Raw genomic sequence first — 22,457 nt, forward strand, 5'->3', positions numbered from 1 at the left:
CGGGTCCGGCCATCCATCAAAGCACGGACTTTTTCCGGAGATGGATGCACGGGTCAAGCCCGCGGATCCGGCTAAACATCGCAGATCGAGCGCCTATATAGGGACGATGCGTCCGCAAGACATCCTGATGCCCGTCCCGGCCGGGCTTTGCTGCAAGCCCGGCGGCTTCCACATCGATCCTGTCAGGCCGGTCGAGCGGGCACTGATCACCCATGGCCATTCCGACCATGCGCGGGCGGGCCACGGCGCTGTGCTCGCGACCCAGGAAACGCTCGACATGATGCGGCTGCGCTACGGCGAGAACTTCGCCGGCTCTGTGCAGGCGATCGCCTATGGCGAGGAGATCAGGCTCGGCGACGTCACGGTGACGTTTCATCCCGCCGGTCATGTGCTGGGCTCCGCCCAGATATCGGTCACCTGCAAGGACACCCGCATCGTCGCCTCCGGCGACTACAAGGATGCGCGCGACCCGACCTGCGCGCCGTTCGAGCTGGTGCCCTGCGACGTCTTCATATCAGAGGCGACGTTTGGATTGCCGGTGTTCCGCCATGGCGATGCCGCCGGCGAAGTAAACAAGCTGCTGGCCTCGGTCAAACTGTTCCCGGAGCGCGCGCATCTGGTCGGCGCCTATTCGCTCGGCAAGGCGCAGCGCGTGATCGCGCTGCTGCGCGAGGCCGGCTACGACGCGCCGATCTACCTGCATGGCGCGATGGAGAAGATCACTTATTACTATCAGGAGCGCGGCATTGCGCTCGGCGAGCTCCGGCCCGCGCGCGGCATGAAGAAAGCCGAGCTTGCCGGCACCATCACGCTGGCGCCGCCAAGCGCGACATCCGATGTCTGGACGCGCCGCTTTCCCGATCCAGTCACCGCATTCGCCTCGGGCTGGATGCGCGTGCGCGCCCGGGCCAGGCAAGGCGGCGTCGAGCTGCCGCTGGTGATCTCGGATCATGCCGATTGGGACGGGCTGACGGCGACGATCGCCGCCACTGGTGCAGGCGAGATCTGGGTCACCCACGGCCAGGAAGATGCGCTGGTGCATTGGTGCAAGACCAGGGGCCTTGCCGCGCGGCCGCTCGATCTGGTCGGCTATGGCGACGAGGATGAAGGCGAGACGGCCGCACTGACCGGCGAGGCCCAGCCCGCCGGCGAGGCGGAAACATGAACCGTTTTGCCGAGCTGCTCGACCGCCTCGCCTACGAGCCCGGCCGCAACAACAAGATCAAGCTGCTGGTCGCCTATTTCCGCGAGACCGAGGACCCCGACCGCGGCTACGCGCTGGCGGCGCTGACCGGCGCGCTGTCGTTCAAGCACGCCAAGCCGGGCCTGATCCGCGACCTGATCACCGAACGCGCCGATCCGGTGCTGTTCGGCTACTCCTATGATTACGTCGGCGACCTCTCGGAGACGGTCGCGCTAATGTGGCCGAAGGCGGAGCTGCCGGGCCACAACAACCCGCCTCCCCCGACGCTGACTGATGTCGTCATCACGCTGCGCACGCTCGGCAAGGCCGAGCTGCCGGCGCAGCTGGCGCGCTGGCTGGACGAGCTCGACGAGACCGGGCGCTGGGCGCTCTTGAAGCTCGTCACCGGCGCGATGCGGATCGGGATCTCGGCGCGGCTGGCGAAGACCGCGGCGGCGGCGCTCGGCGACAAAGACCCGCACGAGATCGAGCTGCTGTGGCCGGGCCTGTCGCCGCCCTATCTCGACCTGTTCGCCTGGCTCGAGGGCCGCGGAGACAAACCGGTCAACCGCGACCCTGCGCCGTTCCGCCCGGTGATGCTGGCGCACGCGATCGAGGATAGCGATTTCGCCAATCTCGACGCCGCCGATTTCAGCGCGGAATGGAAATGGGACGGCATCCGAGTGCAGGCGGTGTCCGGCCGCGATGCGCGCGGGCACGTCCAGGCGCGGCTCTATTCGCGAACCGGCGAGGATATCACCGGCAGCTTTCCGGATCTGGTGCCGTCGCTGTATCTGCCCGGCGCGATCGACGGCGAGTTGCTGGTGCTGCGCGACGGCCGCGTGCAGACCTTCAACGTGTTGCAACAGCGGCTGAACCGCAAGGTCGTTTCGCCGAAGCTGATCAAGGAATTTCCGATCCACCTGCGCGCCTACGACCTGCTCGGCGACGACGAGAACGATCTGCGCGAGCTGCCCTTCACCGAACGCCGCGCGCATCTCGAAGGCTTCATCGCCAAGCTGAATGATCCGCGCATCGATCTGTCGCCGACCGTCCCGTTCGCGAGCTGGGAAGAGCTGGCCGCGGCGCGTGCCGATCCCAAGAGCGCCGGCGCCGGCGACGATGCCGACGCGGTCGAAGGCGTGATGCTGAAGCGGCGCGACGCGCCCTATCTGCCTGGACGGCCGAAAGGTCCGTGGTGGAAGTGGAAGCGCGATCCGCACATCATCGACGCGGTGCTGATGTATGCCCAGCGCGGCCACGGCAAGCGCTCGTCCTATTACTCCGACTATACGTTCGGGGTCTGGACCCATGGCGATGATGGCGACGAGCTGGTGCCGGTCGGCAAGGCCTATTTCGGCTTCACCGACGAAGAGCTGTTGCAGATCGACCGCTTCGTCCGCCGCAACACCACCGAGAAGTTCGGCCCGGTGCGCCATGTCGTGCATGAGCCTGATCAGGGGCTGGTGTTGGAGGTCGCCTTCGAGGGCTTGCAGCGCTCGCCGCGGCACAAATCCGGCGTCGCGATGCGCTTTCCCCGGATCAGCCGCCTGCGCTGGGACAAGCCGCCGCGCGAAGCCGACCGGCTGGAGACGCTTGAACGGATGTTAAACTCCATGACAGGAAGTTAAATCCCAAGCGTGCATGGCAGCCATTGATCGCGGCGCGCGGGTTTCCCATGTGCACCGCCGTGACCTATAATGCGGGCGATTCCGTTAGACCTCGGTTCTGATGGGATCAGAATCGAGGTCTAGGTTTTGTTTTGACGCGTTTTCTTCACGCGAACCGGTGCCCACTTCGCGCGAAAACGCTATTGGAGGCAGCAATGCCAAACGACATCCGGGACTTGCCGGCCGGCCGGAGTGACGGCCTGTACCGCTTTCTCGGCGGATCGCCGCTCTCTGTGGCGTTCCGGTTGATTTTGCTGTCGATTCTGGTCGGTGTCGTGCTCGCCGCGATCGGCCTCGATCCATGGAACATCCTCAACAGCATCCGCAGGCTGTTCCAGAGCATCTGGGATTTCGGCTTCGATGCGATCAACTGGGCCTGGCGCTACTTCCTGCTCGGCGCCGTCATCGTGATTCCGATCTGGCTGTTGTCGCGGCTGTTCGGCGCGCCGCGCGGCCGCTGATCTCAGGGAGTTCGCAGCCGATGCAATTGCGATTTGTCGGCTGCGGCGATGCATTCGGCTCCGGCGGCCGCTTCAACACCTGTTTCCACGTCAGCAGTGCGCGCAGCAATTTCCTGATCGATTGCGGTGCCTCATCGCTGCCGGCGATGAAGCGGCTCGAGATCGACCGCGACGCGATCGACCTGATCCTGATCACGCATTTCCATGGCGACCATTTTGCCGGCCTGCCGTTCTTCCTGCTCGACGCGCAGTTCTCCCGCCGCACCCGGCCGCTGGTGATCGCAGGGCCCGAAGGCATCGAAACGAAACTGCCTGCGGTGATGGAGGTGATGTTCGAGCATTCCTCCAAAACCAAACAACGCTTCGATCTATCCGTCGTTACGCTGGCGCCGCGCGAAACGCGCAGCTTCGGCGAGGTGACCGTGACGCCCTACCCTGTCGTGCATGGCGAGTCCGGCGGGCCGTTCCTCGCGTACCGCGTCGAGGCGGAAGGCCGCATCATCAGCTACAGCGCCGACACCGAATGGACCGACGCGCTGATCCCGGCGGCGCGGGACGCCGACCTCTTCATCGCCGAGGCCTATACCTACGACAAGATGGTCAAGAACCATCTCAGCCTGAAGACGCTGGAAGCGCATCTGCCGGCCATCAACGCCAGGCGCGTGGTCCTGACCCATATGAGCGACGACATGCTCGGCCGCGTCGACCACCTGCCCTACACGGCGGCAAGCGACGGCATGGTCGTGGTGTTCTGACCATGCACGCCTTGTCGGCTGCCCCTCCGCCATCGCATTGCTCTGAGAACAATTCCGGCATGGCCGCGCGACGGATGTCGCGATAGAAGCGTATATTCCTTGCAACTGTAGCCATGCACGCACCCGTCCACCCCAAGATCACGACGCGCCAGGTGTTCACCATCGCCGGCCCCGCGATGGTCGCCAACCTGACCACGCCGCTGATCGGCATCGTCTCGACCACCGCGATCGGCCGCCTCGACGATGCCGCGCTGCTCGGCGGCGTGGCGATGGCCTCGGTGATCTTCGACTGCCTGTTCTGGCTGTTCGCCTTCCTGCGCATGAGCACGCTGGCCTTCACCGCGCAGGCGCAAGGCGCCGGCGAGATCAAGGAATATGCCGCCATCCTGGTGCGCGGCTTCATCGTCGCCGGCCTGATCGGCGCGGCGCTGATCGCGCTGCAGGTGCCGCTCGCCGCGGTCACGTTCCAGCTGATGGGCGGCAGCGACGGCGTCACGCGCGCGGCCAAAGCCTATTTCATGATCCGGATCTGGTCGGCGCCGCTGGCGCTCGCCAATTACGTCATCCTCGGCTGGCTGGTCGGCCAGGCCCGCGCCAATCTGGCGCTGGCGCTGCAGATCGTGATCAATTTGATCAACATGGCCGCGACCGTGCTGCTGGTGCAGGTCTACGGCGCCGGCATTGCCGGTGCCGCGATCGCCGCCGTGCTCGCCGAGACCGCCGGTTTCGCCGCCGGCATCGTGGTGGCGTGGCGGATCTCGCAAGGCGGCTTCGCCGTTCCCGCGGCGACGCTGTTCGACCGCGCCAAGCTGATGCGCATGCTGGCGGTCAATCGCGACATCATGGTCCGCACCGCGGCGCTGATCGTCGTGTTCCTGTTTTTCACCGCCAAGGGCGCGCGCGAAGGCGACGTGACGCTGGCGGCGAATTCGGTGCTGAACAATTTCCTGCTGGTCAGCGCCTTCTTCCTCGACGGTCTCGCCAATGCCGCCCAACAGCTGTGCGGCCGCGCCTTCGGCGCGCGCGATCCACGCGGCTTTTCCGATTCGACCCGGCTGGTGTTGCTGTGGGGCATCGGCTTTGCGCTGGCGGTGTCGGTGCTGTTCGCGCTGTTCGGACCGGCGCTGATCGATCTGATGACGACCAGCGACGACGTGCGCCGCTATGCGCGCGAGTTCCTGCCGTTCGTGATCCTGGCACCCCTGCCCGGCGTGTTCGCGTTCGGCTTCGACGGCATCTATGTCGGCGCCACCTGGGCGCGCGAGATGCGCAATCTGATGCTGGCCTCGCTTGCGATCTTCCTCGCCACCTGGTGGGCGCTCAGCTCGTTCGGCAACACCGGCCTGTGGATCGCGCTGCTCGGCTTCTACGTCGCGCGCGGCGGCCTGCAGGGCCTGCGCTATCCGGCGCTGCTCAGGAAGACGTTCAAGACGGCGTAAGTCCGTAACCCGGATGCAGCGAAGCGAAATCCGGGGTCTGCATCCGCGGGAAGTCCGTCCCGGATTGCGCTTCGCTTCATCCGGGCAAGGTCGGGATGGGGGTCAGCCGCAGGCGACGCAGCTCATGGAGAGAGCTGATCCCCACCCGCTTTGCTCTGGCGAGCAAAGCGACCTCCCCTTTTCAAGGGGAGGTTAGGGCGCAGCCGGATTTCGCTTCATCCGGGCGACGGACAACTACCTCACCGGCCAGTCCTCGGCCGTAATCGTCGCAGCATCGGCGCCGACGATTTCCGACAGCGAGTCGCGGCCGGTGCGCAGCAGGGTCGAGGACAGATCGCGCTTGATGTCGTCGACGAGGCCGAGGCCCTTGTAGACCAGCGAGGAATAGAGCTGGATCAGGCTGGCCCCGGCGCGGATCTTGGTCAGTGCCGCGCCGCCGCTATCGATGCCGCCGACGCCGATCAGCGGAAACGCGCCTTCGACACGGACATACGTCTCGGCCACCATCCGCGTCGACAGCCGAAACAGCGGACGGCCCGATAGGCCACCCTGCTCCTTGGCGCGATTCTCCTCGCGCAAGGTCGAGGGACGCGCCAGCGTGGTGTTGGCGACGATCATGCCGTCGACGCGCCGCGAGCGGGCGATGTGCACGACGTCGTCGAGCTCGGCCAGACTCAGATCCGGCGCGATCTTGAGCAGGACCGGCGAGTCGCCGGCGTTCTTGCGCACGCGCTCGCGGGTGTCGATGACCCGCGCCAGCAGATCGTCGAGCGCCGCCGATTGCTGCAGATTGCGCAGGCCCGGCGTGTTCGGCGAGGAGACATTGACGGTGAAATAGCTGGCGACCGGCGCAAACGTCTCGATCAGCTTCACATAATCGGTGGCGCGGTCGGGCGAATCCTTGTTGGCCCCGACATTGACCCCGACGATGCCGCCGACGCTGGCGCGCGCGGCGAGCCGCCGCAGCACGACCTCCGCGCCGTCATTGTTGAAGCCCATGCGGTTGATGACGGCCTCGTCGCGCTCCAGGCGAAACAGCCGCGGCCGCGGGTTGCCGCCTTGCGGCTTCGGCGTCACCGAGCCGATCTCGACAAAGCCGAAGCCGAGCCGCAGCAGCGCGTCGGGCACCTCCGCGCTCTTGTCAAAGCCCGCCGCCATGCCGATCGGATTTGGAAAGTTGAGTCCGAAGGCGCGCACCGCGAGCTTGGGATCATCCGGCCGCTGCCGGATCGGCGGCAGCAGCTTCAGGCCCTGGATCGCCATGCGATGGGCATCCTCGGGATCGAACCAACGCAGCAGCGGCAGCGAAAAGGCGTCGAAGGCACGGATCACGGCTTGAGCTCCGGAACGTCGTGGCCACCGTCGGAGCGCGCGCGCAGGTCGAGGATCTCGGTGACGGCGCCGAGGTCGAGCTCGCCATAGAGATGCGGGAACAGCTCGTCATTGCGCGACCGCTCCCAGCGCAGGGCATCGCCCAGCGCATCGGCATCGACCGCGACCAGGAACAGGCCGGTTTGCCCGTGGTAGTGCTTGCGCGCGGTCTCGGCCACCTGGGAGGCGGTGGAAAAATGGATGAAGCCGTCGCGTTTGTCGTCGGCACTGCCCCGGTACACGCCCTGCCGCTCAGCCTCGCGCCAGGCCGAAGCGGGGGTGATTTTGTAGATCATCGGCACGGGCCGGCCTTCCCTTTTGTCCTTGAGTCCCTTGGGGTTTTATCCGGATTTGAGGGGAAATGCCCCAGACGCCATCTGGCGAGCGAGGGACCGTATCGGCGGCGCCGGCGCAACTCAAGCGGTGCCGGGGCACATCGGCCGACAGATTTGCGAAAACGCCAAGTTTCAGGCAATAATTCCTACCATCCGGGATACCCTCGATGGCCAAACAGCCCAAAGCCACCCGACCGCTGACCCACGCGCAGGTCTGGGCCGCGCTCGACCGGCTCGCCGAACGCTCCGGCCTGTCGCCGTCGGGCCTTGCCAAACAGTCCGGCCTCGACCCCACCACCTTCAACAAATCCAAGCGCGTGACCGGCGACGGGCGCGAGCGCTGGCCTTCGACCGAATCGCTCTCCAAGGCGCTGGCCGCGAGCAATGCCAGCATGGAGACCTTCGTGCAGTTGCTCGGCGATGGCGCGCGCGGCGGACAGTCGGTGCCGCTGATCGGCTTCGCGCAGGCCGGAGCCGGCGGCTATTTCGACGACAGCGGCTTTCCCGCCGGCAAGGGCTGGGACGAAGTGGCGCTACCGGCGACATCAGACGAACACGCCTATGCGCTGGAGATCGAGGGCGACTCGATGAAGCCGGCCTATCGCGAAGGTGACATCATCGTGGTGTCACCCGCGACCGCGATCCGCCGCGGCGACCGCGTGGTGGTGCGCACGACCGGCGGCGAGGTGATGGTGAAAGAATTGAGACGCCGCACCGCCAAGATGCTCGAACTCGCATCGCTCAATCCGGAGCACCCCGACCGCATGCTCGATGCCGAGGAAGTCGCGTGGATCGCACGCGTGGTGTGGGCGAGCCAGTAGCCGCGGCGATTCAGTCGCCACCATCGTCGTCCCGGCGTAGGCCGGGACCCATAACCACCGCTGATTGCGCTTACGCACGCTGGGGCCACAGCCTGCCCTAACAACCCAACCCTGTGGTAATGGGTCCCGGCCTTCGCCGGGACGACAGCGAATATGTTGCACGATCTGTTTCGCAGGGGCGACGGTGGAGTTTGACACGAATTACGTCGCGTAGTCCGGTTCCTTGCGATCCAGCATCCGCTTCAGCGCATCGAAATGCCGCTGCGCCGGGGACGGGCCGTTGTAGAGATGGTCGTCGCGGAAATCGCGCTTGGTCTTCTCCACCACATGCTGCGGCAATTGCTTGAGCGGCTGCTGGGTCCACATCGCGTAGATCTGCACCTGTGCGGCGCGCTCGATGTAATAGAGCCGGTCATAGGCATCGGCGACCGTCTCGCCGACGGTCGAGATGCCGTGATTGGCCATGAACAGGATGGTCTTGTTGCCGATCACCCTGGCGAGCCGCGCGCCTTCCTCTGGATCAAGCGCGGGGCCGGTGTAGAGATCGTCATAGGCAATCGCCTCCGACAGCCCGACCTCGGTCTGGCCGATCTCCTTGATCCGCGGATCCTCGAGCCGCGTCAGCGCGCTCGCATAGGGCATGTGGGTGTGGAACACCGCCTTGGCCTGCGGCAGCGCCTTGTGGATCGGCGCATGGATGCAATAGCAGGAGCGCTCGACCTCACCCTCGCCGCGCTTCACCTCGGCATCGTCGATGCCGACCTCCATGAAGGAGGATGCTGTCACCTCCGACCAGTGCATGCCGAACGGGATCTGGTAGTAGCGGTCGGTGCGGCCGGGCACCACCAAGGTGAGGTGGTTGAAGATACCTTCCGAAAAGCCGTGGATGTAGGCGAGCCGATGCGCCGCCGCGAGATCGACCCGCGCCTGCCATTCCTCGGCGCTCGAACTGTCCTGCAGCGATGTCGGCGAAACCCTGAACTGCATGCGCATGCTCCCGTCTGTGCCGGCCTCTCGGCGGAGGCCGTGCTGATTTTATGGATACAAGTGTAGCGCAATCCGGCGCCAGGCTCCGGTGAAATTGCCGATGCCTGCTATCCGAATTTTGCGGGCTCGGCGTCATTATGTGATGATGCGCTGCGAAGACCGCGGATCGGCGGCTTCGTTGGCTGCGGCGGAAAGCCACATGAGCGGCCTGCACTTTCCAGCCCAACGTAACACACTCCGCAAAGCCCAGAGTTACGCAATGACAGGACCATCCGACCGCAAGACCATCGCCATCGTCGGCCTCGGCAGCATCGGCGGCATCATCGCCGGCCTGCTGCGCGCGGTCGACAAGCATGACGTGATCGCCTGTGTCCGGCGGCCGCTCGATCGGCTCACGGTCGAGCGGGCGGAGGGCACGGTGGAAGTGCCGCTGCGCGCCCTCACCGATCCGGCAGCGGCTACGCCGGTCGACTGGGTGTTGTTGTCGACCAAGGCGCAGGACACGACGTCGAGCGCGCCCTGGCTGCAAAGGCTGTGCGGGCCGCGGACGCGCGTCGCGGTGCTGCAGAACGGCATCGGCCACGCGGAGCGGCTGGCGCCATTGGTCGGCGCCGCCACGGTCGTGCCGACCATCGTCTATTACAACGGCGAGCGGCTGGCGCCGGATCGCGTCCGTTTCCGCCGCGCCGGCGAGCATGAATTCGCGGTTGCCGATGACACAGACGGGCGCGCGTTCGAAGCGCTGCTGGATGGCACGGCGATGCGCGTGCGGCGCTCCGCCGATTTCACCACGCGGGCGTGGCGCAAGCTTCTGCTCAACGCGGTCGCCAATCCGATCACCGCGCTCACCTTGCAGCGGCAGGCGGTGTTCCGCCGCGCGGACGTCAGGGCGTTGTGCCGCGCCATCCTCGAGGAGGCCGCGAATGTCGGCCGCGCCGACGGCGCACAGCTCGCGCCCGACGAGGCCGAGCTGATGCTGGCGACGTTGTTGACCTATCCGCCGGACGCCGGCACCTCGATGTATTTCGATCGTGTCGCGGGACGCCCGTTCGAAGCCGACGCTCTCACCGGCGCGATCGTCGCGGCCGGCGAACGGCACGGCGTGCCGACGCCGCTCAACGGCCTGCTGCTGACGCTGTTGCGCGCCACCAGCGACGGCCTGCGCGACGCGGCGCAGGCCGAGCGGCGATGAGCGGCGCGATCCCTACGACGACCGCGCCAGCGCGCCGTCGATCATGTTGACCGCGTTCTGCACGCCGTAGACCGCGACGAAGGAGCCGAAGCGCGGGCCCTTCTCCTGGCCGAGCAGCACCTGGTAGAGCATGTTGAACCAGTCGAGCGAGACGCCGGGACGGCCGTCCTTGCCCTTCCTGACCATGTCGAGGAACGGCTCGCGGCGGCCGATCTCATAGACCACGTTCTGGATGTCTTCCGCGGTCGCGTTCGCCGGCATGTTGGCGAGCGCATCGCGCAGATCCTGCAGCGCGGCGCGCTCTCCGTCGGTCGGCTCGCGGAACTGCTTGGTCGGCGCCACGAAGTCGCGATAGTAGTTGATGGCGTAGCCGACCATCGCATCTAACTTCGGATGGGTCTGCGGCGTCACGCCCGGACGATAACGGCCGATGAAACCCCACAGCGTCTCGGCATTCTCCGCGTTCGACGACGACACCAGCGTCAGCAGCAGCTGGAAGGTGACCGGCATGTCGGCCTGCGGCGGCTTGCCGGAATGGATGTGCCAGACCGGATTCTGCAGCTGCTGCCGCGCTTCCTGCCGCGTGAAGCCGTCGAGGAATTGCTGGTAGTCGTCGACATTGCGCGGGATGACGTCGAAATAGAGCCGCTTCGCCGCCTTGGGCTCGCGATACATGAACAGCGACAGCGATTCCGGCGAGGCATAACGCAGCCATTCGTCGATGGTCAGGCCGTTGCCCTTCGACTTCGAGATCTTCTGGCCCTTCTCGTCGAGGAACAGTTCGTAGTTGAAACCTTCCGGCGGCGTGCCGCCGAGCGCCGAGCAGATCTTGCCCGACAGCTTCACCGAGTCGATCAGGTCCTTGCCGGCCATTTCATAGTCGACGCCGAGCGCGTACCAGCGCATCGCCCAGTCCGGCTTCCATTGCAGCTTGCAGCGGCCGCCGGTGACAGGAACCGTGACGGTCTCCTTGCTTTCGGGGTCTTCATACGAGATCGTGCCGGCCTTGGCGTCATGCGCCGTCACCGGCACGTAGAGCACAAGGCCGGTGCGCGGACAGATCGGCAGGAACGGCGAGTAGCTTGCCGCCCGCTCCTCGCGCAGCGACGGCAGCATGATCGCCATCACCTTCTCGATCCGCTCCAGCATGCGCAGCAGCGCGGCATCGAATCGGCCGGAGGTGTAGTACTCGGTCGAGCTCGCGAACTCGTAGTCGAAGCCGAACTGGTCGAGAAAGGCGCGCAGCCGCGCATTGTTGTGCTGGCCGAAGCTCGGATGGGTACCGAACGGATCGGGCACCTTGGTCAGCGGCTTGCCGAGATGCTGCTCCAGCAGCTCCTTGTTCGGCACGTTGTCCGGCACCTTGCGCAGGCCGTCCATGTCGTCGGAGAAGGCGAGCAGGCGCGTCTTGATCTTGTCCTCGGTGAGCACGCGGAAGGCGTGGCGCACCATCGTGGTGCGCGCGACTTCGCCGAACGTGCCGATATGCGGCAGGCCCGACGGGCCGTAGCCGGTCTCGAACAGCACCTCGTCCTTGGGATTTTTCTTCAGCCGCGCCACAATCGCTTTCGCCTGCTCGAACGGCCAGGCGTTGGATTGTTCGGCGAGCGCCCGCAGGTCGCTCGGGCTGGCAGAAGGATCAATCACGGACATTCCTCAGGTTCTCTCCAAAAAGGCCGCGAAAACTAACGCTTTCGCGGCAAAATGCAAAACGACGGGACGTTTGTCGTCATTCCGGGGCGATGCGCAGCATCGGACCCGGAATCTCGAGATTCCCCGGGGTGCAATTGCACCCCTGAGGTCTGGTCCTACGGACCATCCCGGAATGACGAACTCAGAACGGGCTGACCGAGAAATAGCGCAGCCACAGATCGGTGAAGCGGCCTTTTTCCCAGATCCGGAACAGCGCCCAGTTCAGCGACTGCCGGAGCAGGTCGTTGCCCTTGCGGACGGCGATGCCGACGCCCTCGCCGAAATAGCGGCTCTCGACAAAGGGGCCGCCGGCAAAGGCGCAGCATTCGGCGGAATCGGTGCCGTTGATCCAGAACGCGAGCGAGATCGCATCGCCGAAGATGAAGTCAACCTCGCCGCGACGCAGCGCCGCGCGCAGCGCGTCGTTATCCGGATAGGAATGGATCTCGGCGTCGGTGAACATCGCCTTGAGGTAGGCCTCGTGCGAGGTCCCGGCGATGACGCCGACCTTCTTGCCCTCGAGATATTCCGGGCGGATTTCCGGCATCGCGTTGTCACGGCGCGACACGAAGCGGGCCGGCGCGCGGTAATAGGGATCGGTGAAATCGACCTTGGCGCGCAGCTGCGGCGTCACGGCCATCGACGCGATGATGGCGTCGCCCCGGTTGGTCGCCAGGGCATCGATCAGGGTCTCGAAGCGGCGCATCTGGATGGTGCAGGTGACCTTGATCTCGTCGCAGAGCGCGCGCGCCAGGTCGACGTTGAAACCGGCCGGATTGCCGTCGGGACCGGTGAAATTGAACGGCGGATAGTCGGTCTCGGTCAGAAAGCGGATCACGGTGAGGCGCGACAGGTCCGGGCGGTCCGGCCGGCGCCGCGGGTCCCAGAAACCCGGCACCGCCTGCGGCGCGGCCTCGGCGGCGGCCTTGGGCGGCAGGGTCGGGGCCGCCTGGGTTGCCGCGGGGGCCGCAGGCGCTGCCTGCGGTGCAGCCGGCGCCGAAGGTGTCGCTTGTGCGGGGGCCGCCTTGGTGGGCGGAGCCGGAGCAGGAGCCGTCTTGGCTGCCGGCGCCTGTGCGGGGGGTGTCTGTGCAATTGCAGGGTACGCCAAGGCCAGCAAGGCGGCCGCGATCATGCCCGCGGCCAGGCGAAGCTGGCGCGAACGGACGGCAAAGGGCTGGACAGGCGGATTTGGCATAACCGGCAATTTCAGGAAATTGAACGGCTTATAGCCGAATCGGCGCCTGAAGCGAGCGCCGATTGGGTTAATTCTGAACCGGAAATGGCGATCAGAGGTACCGTTTGAGATCGGCCGCCGCTTCTTCCGGCGTCCGTTTCAGATTGAACGGCGCGACGAAATGACCGTCGCGGTCCATCAGATAGATCAGCGCGGTGTGGTCCATCGTGTAGTCGCCATCCTTCAGCGGCACTTTCTTGGCGTAGACACGATAGCTCGACAGGACCTTGGCGATCGCGGCGGGATCGCCGGTCAGGCCCTTGAGGTGCGGATCGAAGCTCGACAGGTAATCCTTCATTGCGGTGGCGGTGTCGCGTTCCGGATCGACCGAGACGAAATAGGCATTCACGCGATCGGCGTCCTTGCCCATCGCCTTCAGGACCTCCGAGATCTCGAACAGCGAGGTCGGGCAGATGTCCGGGCAATGGGTGAATCCGAAGAAAATCAGGGTCGGCTTGCCCTGGAGGTTCTTGTCGGTAACGGTCTGGCCGGACTGGTCGGTGAGCTGGAACGCCCCGCCGATCGCGGCCGGCGCGGCAACGGTGCGCAAGCCGCCGATCGCCCACAGCATGAGGAACAGGCCGACCGCCAGACTGCCCGCGAAGGCAGCGAAGATCACCAATGGGCGCGTGGTCCGGGGCATGATGCGAGGGCGTCCTTGTCAGAAGCAGGCGGAGATGCCGGCCGTGATCATTTCGAAAAACACCGCGGTCCCGTAGTGGAACCAGAGCGCGGCAGCGGCAAGCAGGGCCAATCCGCCGATACCGGCCGCACCCCACAGGATCGCAGACGCCACCCGGGTCTGTGGAGCCGTTACGAGCTCGGATCGGGTGGAGATCGGCTGAACCATGAGGCTGAGATAAGCCGGGTTCCGGCAGGCAGCAAGCGCAATGGCGCCCGCAGGCCGTCAAATGATGGCGAGCTAATCCGGTGCCGGCGCGTTCATGCCCTGGCGTCTGCCGAGGCCAATGGCCGACGAGGGTCAAACAGAGAAGCAGCCGGAGCTTAGTGCGCGGGCTTCGGCGCCGAGGCCTGGGCGTTGAGATAGCACGGCTTGTACAGCGCCTGCAGTTGCTTGCCGCGCAGGAAGATCATGCGCCGGGTCAGGCCACCACGCCCCGAAATCCATCTGCGTACCGCCGGCGGATACATCAGGTACAGCATATGGGTGGCTTCGGGATTGGGGACCGGACGGCCGTTATCGCCGTAATCCCAGGCTGCGTGGAAGCCGAGGCTGGCGTGCGAGGTCACACAGATCCGGTCGTGAGGAACCTTGCCGAGCACGATGGTGCAGGCCGAGGCACACAGCCCGTCGATGATGACCGTCTCGCCCGAAGTCCGCAGGTCCTGATACCTGTCGACATAGACGCCGATCTTGCCGCCGCGATCGTCGGCGATCCTGACTACAGCTTGAGACACCCCCATTCCCGCCAGCAGGAGAACCGCAGCGAGCAACCCCGTCATCAACTTCATTTTGGCCAGCCCCAGTCGAAACCGAATCTGTTTGGTCTGTGATGCAAGACAATCGTGAGCGTGTTGCGCGCGCGTATTTTTGTCCAGACGAGCGAAGCCGGTCAAAACAAATTCAAATTGGGTGTTGCGCGCACGCTGCAGTGGGACTGGGGAAAGGTCCCAAACTGGAACAACGCGGCGCACGTGCTTGGTGCTCCGCCGCCACAGGCAAGGTCCATTTGGCGTTGACCGCACTCAATGAGGCGGTCTTGAATCTCGGCAGGACGGGGACCTGAACATGGCTGACGATGCAGATGTGATCGTGATTGGCGCGGGGCTTGCCGGTCTCGTGGCCGCAACCGAGATCGCCGACGCAGGCAAGCGCGTCATCGTGCTCGACCAGGAAGGGGAACAAAGCATCGGCGGCCAGGCCTTCTGGTCGTTTGGCGGCCTGTTCCTGGTCGATTCGCCGGAGCAGCGCCGGCTCGGCATCAAGGATTCGGTCGAGCTCGCATTACAGGACTGGATGGGCACCGCCGGTTTCGATCGCGAAGAGGATTACTGGCCGCGCAAATGGGCCGAGGCCTATGTCGCATTCGCTGCGGGCGAGAAGCGCGACTGGCTGCGTGCCATGGGCCATCGCATCTTCCCGGTGGTCGGCTGGGCCGAGCGCGGCGGTTACGACGCGATGGGCCATGGCAATTCGGTGCCGCGCTTCCACGTCACCTGGGGCACCGGACCCGGCATCGTCGAGCCGTTCGAACGCCGCGCGCGCGAAGCCGCGAAAAGCGGACGGCTGGTGTTCAAGTTCCGCCACCGCGTCGATGCGCTCAGTGTCACCAACGGTGTGGTCGACGGCGTCAGCGGCGCGATCCTGGAACCGAGCTCGGTCCAGCGCGGCAAGAGTTCCTCGCGCAACGCCGTCGGCGATTTTTCCTTCCGTGCGCCTGCGGTAATCGTCGCGTCCGGCGGCATCGGCGGCAATCATGATCTGGTGCGGCAGAACTGGCCGAAGCGGCTCGGCGAGCCGCCCAAATTCATGATCTCCGGCGTGCCCGAACATGTCGACGGCCGCATGATCGGCATCACCGAGGCGGCGGGCGGCCGGCTGATCAACCGCGACCGCATGTGGCACTATGTCGAGGGCATCCGGAACTGGAACCCGATCTGGCCGCGTCACGGCATCCGGATCCTGCCGGGTCCGTCGTCGCTGTGGTTCGACGCGACGGGCAAGCGGCTGCCAGCGCCGCTGTTCCCGGGCTCCGACACGCTCGGGCAACTGCACTACATCATGGGCACCGGCTACGATTATTCGTGGTTCATCCTGACCCAGAGCATCATCAAGAAGGAGTTCGCGCTGTCCGGCTCCGAGCAGAACCCCGACCTCACCGGCAAGAGCTGGCGCATGACGATCAAGCGCGCCACCAACAAGGGCGCGCCGGCGCCGGTGGAGGCGTTCAAGCAGCACGGCGCCGACTTCATCGTGCGCGACAATCTCGCCGATCTCGTCGATGCCATGAACAAGCTCGCAGGCAACGATCTGTTGCAGCTCGACGCCATCAAGGCGCAGGTCGAGGCGCGCGACCGCGAGATCACCAACCCCTACGTCAAGGATGCGCAGGTCATGAACCTGCACAATGCGCGGCGCTATATCGGCGACAAATTGGTCCGCACCGCGAAGCCGCACCGGATCCTCGATCCCGAGCACGGCCCGCTGATCGCGGTGAAGCTCAACATCCTCACGCGCAAGACGCTCGGCGGGTTCGAGACTGATCTCGAGTCGCGCGTGTTCAGCAACGATCACCAGATCATCCGCGGCCTCTACGCGGCTGGCGAAGCCGCCGGCTTCGGCGGCGGCGGCGTGCACGGCTATCGCTCGCTGGAAGGCACGTTCCTCGGCGGTTGCCTGTTCTCGGGCCGCAACGCGGGACGTGCGGCGGCGAAGGCGGTGAACTGAGGCGTGCTACTCCGAGATCCAGTCGTTGGCCCGCCGGCGTGAACCGGCGGGCTTTTCAGCGGAAGTTCCCCGAGCCGTGTTGCGATCAGGCCGTCTTGGTGAAAAGCGTCAGGATGCCGTTGGTGAGATTGACCGCGACAACTTGTGCCGAGCTGAGGCCCTTCGCCTTCAGCGCGGATACCGCTTCTTCAGACGCGTCGATGGAACCGCGAAGGTTCCGCAGGTCGTCTTCGCTTGCCTTTGCCACGACAGCCTCGACCTTCGACCGGGCGTCGGGCTTGAGTTCCTTGATGTCCACGACCTGTATGCTCCGGATGGCATTGGGCTGGTCAGATTGAGCCTGCGGCATCGCCTTCGGTTGCGTTCCCTGCACCTGCGCCCAGGCAGGTGTTCCAAGCGAGAGCGCCGCAACGATGACGGATGCCGTAGAGATACGGATGTGCATGAGCATTCCTTGTGTTGATTGCCCCCAACATCCCGCGAGAACGCACTCTCCTCGCTTAAGGTTCCGGCCGGAAATCCGTTCGTCGCAGGGGCGCTGCCAAAATATCGAAAACAACCCCATGCAAAGTAGCCGGCGGTAGCCAGCGTTCGACCAGACAACTGTCCGTAGCGGGTGAAGATGTCGTGTTTTTGTAGCTCGTGATCTGTCGCCTTCGTGTCTGATTTGCAGGGGAGCCGGAAGGCGGGGACGGCTTTCCCTGATTGATCATGCCACGGCTGTTGTGGCGGTTTTAGCCCTGTGGGTGAGTTTCTTTGTTCGACTTGAAGCCCGTTTCTCCGTCCCGACCCGCGCTTTCTCGACGGCGGCGCGCGCAGGAGCGGTCAAGGACGCGCGCTTGCGCGCCCGCCAGGGCTTGTCCTTGACGGCTCCGAGCACGCCGCCAGGCTGAAGCGCGTCGGGGCTGATCTGCTGTCCGTCAGGCGCAAACCTCGCCAATCGATGCGGTCCAAGGAACACGCTGACGGTGCCATCGGGATACTCATGGAGCCGCACCAAGGCCTTGACGAAGTGAGGTCTGAGCCGGCTCTGCGGCAACTGCAGCCGCCGACCGTTCCATGCAACGGTATTGTCGTTGGCGACGGTTCGCTCCTCGATCACGCACAGCGCCTCGCGCCAGGCCTCATGCCGGTCGGCCACGAATGCCGTGCCTTCCTGTTCGGGCTTGATCGCAAACGCGGCGTTGTGCCCGGGGATGTAATGCGCCTTCAGCCACGCGTTGGCAGCCTCAACCGTCGTGATCCCGGCAAGCCGCAGCTCCTTCGGCAGCCGGTCCTGCAAGGTGCCGAACACCCGCTCGGAGCGCCCGCGCGCCTGCGGCGAATAGGCTGCGATATGCTCGATCCCAAGATGCGACAAAGCCCGTCCCACCTGGGTTTGTTGCGTCTTCGAGACCTTCTCGCCAGCTTTTGGGGTCAGGAAATAATGGCTGCCGCGGTCGGTGTAGAGCGCGCAGAACAGGCCATGCTCGCCAATCACTTCGCGCAAGGCCTGGAAGGTCGAGGCCGTTCCTTCTTCCTCGACCAGCACCATCGAGTAGATCTCGCTGGTCGCATCGTCCATCGTGACGATCAGGTCCCTCGCGGGCAGGCCTTCGATCCAAACGTGGCGCGATCCGTCCTGGTGCAGCAGCATGCCCCGAAGCGGCCGCCGCGGCCGCTTCTTGCGGTGCGCCGAACGCTTCGGAGCCTTCCGCACCAGCCCCGCCGCGTGCAGCGCCAGCTTCGTCACCGTATAGCCCAGCACATAGTCGTGCCGCTTTTGCATCTGCTCGTGGAAGTGCTTCACCGTGAAGTCCGCGTACTTGTCCCGGTACAGCGCAAGCATCCGTTCCAGCTCCTCCTCCGGCGCCCGCCGTGGCGAACGACGCCCCAGCCGGCGGTCGACAAGCCCGTCGTCGCCCTCCGCCTCATAGCGCTCCGCCCAGCGTTGAAACGTCCGAACACTGATCCCAAGAACCTCCGAAGCTGCCTCCTGCGTCAGTTCCTTCGCCTCCGTCCGATCCAGCAAATCTGAAAACCGCATCCGTCGTACACCCTCGTGAATGGATGCCGTGCCCATCGTGCCCCCCTTGTTCCGGAGCACCGAAAACACGACACTTCACGAGCTACAAACAGGCGACAGATCACGAGCTACTGACACGTTCGACCAGACAACTTGACACGTCCGGCAACTCAGGGGTATTATTCTAATATTCCGAAATTGCGCATTCCTGCTCTAGTCCGCCTCCGCGCTGAGGAAGCGGACGCCGAACGTATCGGCGTTGGCTTCGCCCCAATCGTAGAGTTCCTGCAGCATCGGCTTCAGCATCTCGCCGCGCTTGGTCAGGCAATAGCGCGAGGAGCCGCCGCCGCGCTCCTGCCTGACGAAGCCTGAATTGCAGAGATCGCGCAGGCGCTCGGTCAACACCTTGTCGCTGAGCTGCGGGATGTCGTGGCGCAATTCGCCATAGCGCATCGGCCGGACCTTGAGCCGGCTCAGGATCACCGTCTTCCATTTGCCGCTGAGCTGATCGATCGAGAACTCGACCGGGCAACCATATTTGCGCTTGGTCTTGCGGATCATTGCAACTCTCCCGCGGCACTTTCCATCTGGTTCGTTGAGAGCCGCCATCGATCCATCTAAGCACGCATTGCACGGGTTGGGCGAGTTCAGGGATCATTGCAAGGCATGACAGACGACAATTCCGCCCAAGGTCCAAGCGACAAGCAACAGCCGCGCAAGCGCATCGTCGTCAGACGCAACGGGCCCTACGAACCGGGGCCCGGCATTCCGATCGTCGATCATCTCGGCGTGCCGATCGCAACAGAGGCCCCGGTGCGGCTCTGCCGGTGCGGACAGTCGCAGACCAGGCCGTTCTGCGACGACAGCCACGTCGCGCGCGGCTTCACCGACGCCGGGGATCCGCGGCGCGCACCGGACAGGCTCGACGTTTATGCCGGGCAGCAGGCGTTCGTGTTCGACAATCGCGGCACCTGCGCACATTCCGGCTTCTGCACCGACCGCCTTAACTCGGTGTTTCGTCTCGGCGAGCAGCCTTTCATCGCAGCCAGCGGGGCGCGCCTCGACGACCTCCTCAACGCAGTGCGCAGATGCCCGTCGGGCGCGCTTGGCATCGGTATCGGCCCCAAGCGTGACGCCAGCCTGTCCGACGTCAGCCGGCCGCCGCAGATCGAAGTGTCGAAGGACGGCCCTTATCGCCTCACCGGCGATGTCGAACTGGTCGATGAGGATGGCGCGCCGATCACACAGAACGCGGGCGCGTCGCAAGAGCATGCCAGCCTGTGCCGCTGCGGCGCGTCGCTGAACAAGCCGTTTTGCAGCGGCATGCACTGGAGCGTCGCATTTCGCGATCCCGTTCCCGATCCGATGCGCGAGCCGACGCTGTTCGAATGGGCCGGCGGCTATCCGGCGCTGCTCGACATGACGCGCATCTTCTACAGCCGTTACGTGCCGGAAGATCCGCTGCTCGGCCCGCTGTTCGCCGAGATGTCGCCGGACCATCCCGAGCGGGTGGCGGCGTGGCTCAGCGAGGTGTTCGGCGGCCCACGCTTCTACGCCGAGCGCTATGGCGGCTATCGGCGGATGGTGTCGCAGCATATCGGCAAGGAGATCCGGCCGGAGCAGCGCGCATTGTGGGCGACCTACATGGTGCAGAGCGCCGACGATGCCGGCTTACCGAGCGATCCGGAATTCCGCGCCGCCTTCGTCGCCTATATCGAATGGGGCTCGCGCATCGCGGTGGAGAATTCCGGCGCCGGCGCGACACCGCCGCCGAACATGCCGGTGCCGCGATGGTGGTGGGTCTGCAACGCAACGCCCGCTGCGCGGCCGTCCGCAACGGCGAGCGATGCGCAGGCCGCGAACGAGATCAGCGTGGCACTCCCCGGTCCCGACGAGGCCGTGCAGTTCGAGCAGCACATCCGGCCGTTGTTCCGGCCGATGGACCGCAGTTCGATGCTGTTCGCCTTCGATCTCTGGAACGAGGCGGATGTCGCCAGGCACTGCCAACAAATCCTGGCACGGCTCAAGGCCGGGACCATGCCCTGCGATCGCGCCTGGCCGGCCGAGCGAGTGGCACTGTTCGCGCGCTGGGCGAATGGGCAGAATCCGCCGACCTGATTGCGCCGAGCCGATCTCGGAGCAATTTCGAGCGATTTCGGTGAACGGCGCTGCAAATTGTGCAGTGGCGGCGCTCGCTCTGGCAGGTTAGACAGTGCCCGCCATTCAGTGGAGACCCAAATGAGCATTCAGCGTTTCGAAACCGGCCCGCGCATGAGCCAGGCCGTCGTGCACGGCAACACCGTCTATCTCGCCGGCGTCGTCGCCGGCAAGGCCGCGGGCGGCAGCGTCACCGACCAGACCAAGGACATCCTGGCGATCATCGACGGCCACCTCGCCAAGGCCGGCACCGACAAGTCGAAGCTGCTCAGCGCGACGATCTACATCACCGACATGAAGACGTTCCCGGAAATGAACGCGGTGTGGGACGGCTGGGTCTCGCAGGGCAACACCCCGGCCCGCGCCACCGTCGAGGCCAAGCTGGCGGCGCCGCAGTACAATGTCGAGATCATGGTTGTCGCGGCGAAATAGACGCGACGCACGTCATCCAAAGGATACCGGATGCCCCGGATTGCAAAGCGCAATTCGGGGCATTTTCATCTAGCACTCACGCGCTGATCCGCGCTCGCTCGCCCGCAGCCTCACCGAGATCGGACTGAAGCCAGCGGGCAATCCGGCGCCATGAACCGGCGAGAGCCTTGCAGCCCATGAACAGTCCGAGGTGACCACACGGCTCGGTATGGCATTGCAGCCACGCGGGCGGCGTGGCCAAGAGCCGCGCTGTCGCAAATGCCTGGTCGGGCGGAACAACGATGTCGTTCTCTGCGGCGAGCAGGAAGACGGGCTGCTTCACGGCAGCGAGATCGACCTTGCAGCCAAGCGCAACGAAGTCTCCAGCCGCGATCCGGTTCTGGCGAAAGATCCAGTCGGTCACTTCGAGGTAGTAGGTGCCCGGCAGATCGAGCGTCTCGTCATTCCAGCGCGTGAAGCGATCGAGCAACGCCCGCGCATCCTCCGAATTGCGGTCGAGCCGCCTCTGCAGCGCCGCTTCCGCGTCACGCATGGTGAACGGGATGCTCCAGGCCTGCAGCATGTGCTTGCCGCTGATGATCCCATCCCCCTGACGGACCAGCGCCTCGAAGCCTTGCGATGGAAGCGAGGCGACCATCCGGGAAAGCTCCGACGGTACCGAGACGTCGACCGGGCTGCCGGCAAGCACAAGCCGCCGTACCTTGCCGGGAAAGCGCGCCGCATAGAGCAACGACAGCCAGCCGCCCTGACAGAGACCTGCAAGGTCGACCGGCGGCCCGATCGTGTCGACGGCCACGTTGAGATCGGACAGAAAGGTGTCGATCGAGAAATATCGCATCTCCGGTGCCGCCGAGCGCCAATCCGTGAGATAGAGACGCGCAACGCCGGCCTTCTGCAACGCCTCCATCAGGCTGTGGCCGGGGGCAAGATCCGCAATCTGCGCGCGATGCAGCGCATAGGGCGCGCAGACCAGCAGCGGCCGGCCTTCGGCCGCTCTCGAGAAATCCAGCAGGCACATCGACGGCAGCTGAAGCGCGACCGAATGGGCTGTCGTCCAGGGCAGCGCCGCCGCTTCGCCCGGCGAATCCGTGGGCTCGGGCGGACGGTTAGGGTACCACTGCGAGTATATGTCCAGCGCCAATCGCGCGGCTTCAAACGGCCATAGCCAGGCGTCCTGCGCCCAGCCGGTGCTCGCACTTCGATCCGATCGATCCGTCTTTTCGGGCAAGCTCATTCACCGATTGATCGCTACCGGGATGGTCTGGCCAACGCGGGTCACCTTCACGCCGACAAATTCAGGTCGGATCAGTTTAC

The 22,457-nt window shown here is 65.2% G+C and carries 22 protein-coding genes; 10 read left to right on the forward strand and 12 right to left on the reverse strand.

All coding sequences use genetic code 11. The annotated features are described in order from the left end of the window. Positions 1-106: 106 nt before the first annotated feature. From ACVWZM_RS14160 to ACVWZM_RS14180, 5 genes are all read left to right on the forward strand, one after another. Positions 107-1,165 carry a ligase-associated DNA damage response exonuclease gene (locus tag ACVWZM_RS14160; RefSeq protein ID WP_253625083.1) on the forward strand — a complete coding sequence of 353 codons (1,059 nt, stop codon included), beginning with the start codon at positions 107-109 and terminating at the stop codon, positions 1,163-1,165. Further along, on the forward strand, positions 1,162-2,814 hold the full coding sequence (locus ACVWZM_RS14165; RefSeq protein ID WP_168858461.1) for a cisplatin damage response ATP-dependent DNA ligase: 1,653 nt from the start codon (positions 1,162-1,164) through the stop codon (positions 2,812-2,814). Before ACVWZM_RS14160 ends, ACVWZM_RS14165 begins: the two co-directional genes overlap by 4 nt. Positions 2,815-3,008: 194 nt before the next feature. Next, entirely contained in the window at positions 3,009-3,314 is a 306-nt protein-coding gene (locus ACVWZM_RS14170) for a DUF6460 domain-containing protein (RefSeq protein ID WP_028334595.1), read from the forward strand. A 20-nt stretch (positions 3,315-3,334) separates the two neighbouring features. Then, positions 3,335-4,069 carry an MBL fold metallo-hydrolase gene (locus ACVWZM_RS14175; RefSeq protein WP_168858460.1) on the forward strand — a complete coding sequence of 245 codons (735 nt, stop codon included), beginning with the start codon at positions 3,335-3,337 and terminating at the stop codon, positions 4,067-4,069. 113 nt (positions 4,070-4,182) lie between these two features. After that, positions 4,183-5,508, forward strand: coding sequence for an MATE family efflux transporter (locus ACVWZM_RS14180; protein ID WP_456853590.1), 1,326 nt, complete (start codon positions 4,183-4,185; stop codon positions 5,506-5,508). Positions 5,509-5,742: 234 nt separating this feature from the next. Here ACVWZM_RS14180 and ACVWZM_RS14185 read toward each other — a convergent pair whose 3' ends face one another. Both ACVWZM_RS14185 and ACVWZM_RS14190 read right to left on the reverse strand, forming a co-directional pair. Then, positions 5,743-6,840, reverse strand: coding sequence for a quinone-dependent dihydroorotate dehydrogenase (locus tag ACVWZM_RS14185; RefSeq protein ID WP_456853592.1), 1,098 nt, complete (start codon positions 6,838-6,840; stop codon positions 5,743-5,745). After that, positions 6,837-7,181, reverse strand: coding sequence for a DUF952 domain-containing protein (locus ACVWZM_RS14190; RefSeq protein WP_028334591.1), 345 nt, complete (start codon positions 7,179-7,181; stop codon positions 6,837-6,839). Before ACVWZM_RS14190 ends, ACVWZM_RS14185 begins: the two co-directional genes overlap by 4 nt. Before the next feature lie 200 nt (positions 7,182-7,381). Here ACVWZM_RS14190 and ACVWZM_RS14195 point away from each other — a divergent pair, with 200 nt between their 5' ends. Continuing rightward, positions 7,382-8,035, forward strand: coding sequence for a S24 family peptidase (locus tag ACVWZM_RS14195; RefSeq protein ID WP_456853594.1), 654 nt, complete (start codon positions 7,382-7,384; stop codon positions 8,033-8,035). Between the two features lie 201 nt (positions 8,036-8,236). Here the strand turns inward: ACVWZM_RS14195 and ACVWZM_RS14200 are convergent, their stop codons facing one another. Beyond that, positions 8,237-9,022, reverse strand: coding sequence for a class II aldolase/adducin family protein (locus ACVWZM_RS14200; protein ID WP_225642150.1), 786 nt, complete (start codon positions 9,020-9,022; stop codon positions 8,237-8,239). Between the two features lie 259 nt (positions 9,023-9,281). Between ACVWZM_RS14200 and ACVWZM_RS14205 the strand changes: the two genes are divergently transcribed. Next, on the forward strand, positions 9,282-10,214 hold the full coding sequence (locus tag ACVWZM_RS14205; RefSeq protein ID WP_456853596.1) for a 2-dehydropantoate 2-reductase: 933 nt from the start codon (positions 9,282-9,284) through the stop codon (positions 10,212-10,214). A gap of 12 nt (positions 10,215-10,226) precedes the next feature. Here ACVWZM_RS14205 and ACVWZM_RS14210 read toward each other — a convergent pair whose 3' ends face one another. The 5 genes from ACVWZM_RS14210 to ACVWZM_RS14230 all read right to left on the reverse strand — a co-directional run bounded on the left by ACVWZM_RS14210 (position 10,227) and on the right by ACVWZM_RS14230 (position 14,613). Then, entirely contained in the window at positions 10,227-11,867 is a 1,641-nt protein-coding gene (locus ACVWZM_RS14210; RefSeq protein ID WP_456853598.1) for a lysine--tRNA ligase, read from the reverse strand. 181 nt (positions 11,868-12,048) lie between these two features. After that, entirely contained in the window at positions 12,049-13,101 is a 1,053-nt protein-coding gene (locus ACVWZM_RS14215) for a transporter substrate-binding domain-containing protein (protein WP_253625090.1), read from the reverse strand. A gap of 91 nt (positions 13,102-13,192) precedes the next feature. Then, positions 13,193-13,783: an SCO family protein gene (locus tag ACVWZM_RS14220; RefSeq protein ID WP_057016042.1), complete on the reverse strand. Its 591-nt coding sequence runs from the start codon at positions 13,781-13,783 to the stop codon at positions 13,193-13,195. An 18-nt stretch (positions 13,784-13,801) separates the two neighbouring features. Next, positions 13,802-13,936, reverse strand: a complete 135-nt coding sequence (locus tag ACVWZM_RS14225; protein ID WP_276486903.1) for a hypothetical protein — start codon at positions 13,934-13,936, stop codon at positions 13,802-13,804. A gap of 209 nt (positions 13,937-14,145) precedes the next feature. After that, positions 14,146-14,613 (reverse strand): hypothetical protein, encoded by a 468-nt coding sequence (locus ACVWZM_RS14230; RefSeq protein WP_057016040.1) that lies wholly within the window; start codon positions 14,611-14,613, stop codon positions 14,146-14,148. A gap of 277 nt (positions 14,614-14,890) precedes the next feature. On the opposite strand from ACVWZM_RS14230, the gene ACVWZM_RS14235 reads away from it, so the two are divergent. Beyond that, on the forward strand, positions 14,891-16,549 hold the full coding sequence (locus tag ACVWZM_RS14235; protein WP_456853601.1) for an FAD-binding dehydrogenase: 1,659 nt from the start codon (positions 14,891-14,893) through the stop codon (positions 16,547-16,549). Positions 16,550-16,634: 85 nt separating this feature from the next. Here ACVWZM_RS14235 and ACVWZM_RS14240 read toward each other — a convergent pair whose 3' ends face one another. The 3 genes from ACVWZM_RS14240 to ACVWZM_RS14250 all read right to left on the reverse strand — a co-directional run bounded on the left by ACVWZM_RS14240 (position 16,635) and on the right by ACVWZM_RS14250 (position 19,115). Beyond that, on the reverse strand, positions 16,635-16,994 hold the full coding sequence (locus ACVWZM_RS14240; RefSeq protein WP_076832857.1) for a hypothetical protein: 360 nt from the start codon (positions 16,992-16,994) through the stop codon (positions 16,635-16,637). Between the two features lie 264 nt (positions 16,995-17,258). Further along, a complete protein-coding gene (locus tag ACVWZM_RS14245) occupies positions 17,259-18,575 on the reverse strand; it encodes an ISNCY family transposase (RefSeq protein WP_456852136.1) in 1,317 nt (438 codons plus the stop codon). Positions 18,576-18,767: 192 nt separating this feature from the next. Continuing rightward, positions 18,768-19,115 carry a winged helix-turn-helix transcriptional regulator gene (locus ACVWZM_RS14250; protein WP_456853603.1) on the reverse strand — a complete coding sequence of 116 codons (348 nt, stop codon included), beginning with the start codon at positions 19,113-19,115 and terminating at the stop codon, positions 18,768-18,770. A gap of 105 nt (positions 19,116-19,220) precedes the next feature. Between ACVWZM_RS14250 and ACVWZM_RS14255 the strand changes: the two genes are divergently transcribed. Both ACVWZM_RS14255 and ACVWZM_RS14260 read left to right on the forward strand, forming a co-directional pair. Next, on the forward strand, positions 19,221-20,672 hold the full coding sequence (locus ACVWZM_RS14255) for a CDGSH iron-sulfur domain-containing protein (protein ID WP_456853605.1): 1,452 nt from the start codon (positions 19,221-19,223) through the stop codon (positions 20,670-20,672). Between the two features lie 120 nt (positions 20,673-20,792). Next, entirely contained in the window at positions 20,793-21,143 is a 351-nt protein-coding gene (locus tag ACVWZM_RS14260; protein ID WP_076832423.1) for a RidA family protein, read from the forward strand. Positions 21,144-21,219: 76 nt separating this feature from the next. Here ACVWZM_RS14260 and ACVWZM_RS14265 read toward each other — a convergent pair whose 3' ends face one another. Continuing rightward, complete coding sequence (locus ACVWZM_RS14265) at positions 21,220-22,377, reverse strand: alpha/beta fold hydrolase (protein ID WP_456853607.1); 1,158 nt, start codon at positions 22,375-22,377, stop codon at positions 21,220-21,222. Positions 22,378-22,457 lie beyond the last annotated feature (80 nt).

The sequence above is a fragment of the Bradyrhizobium sp. USDA 4501 genome, assembly GCF_054062115.1.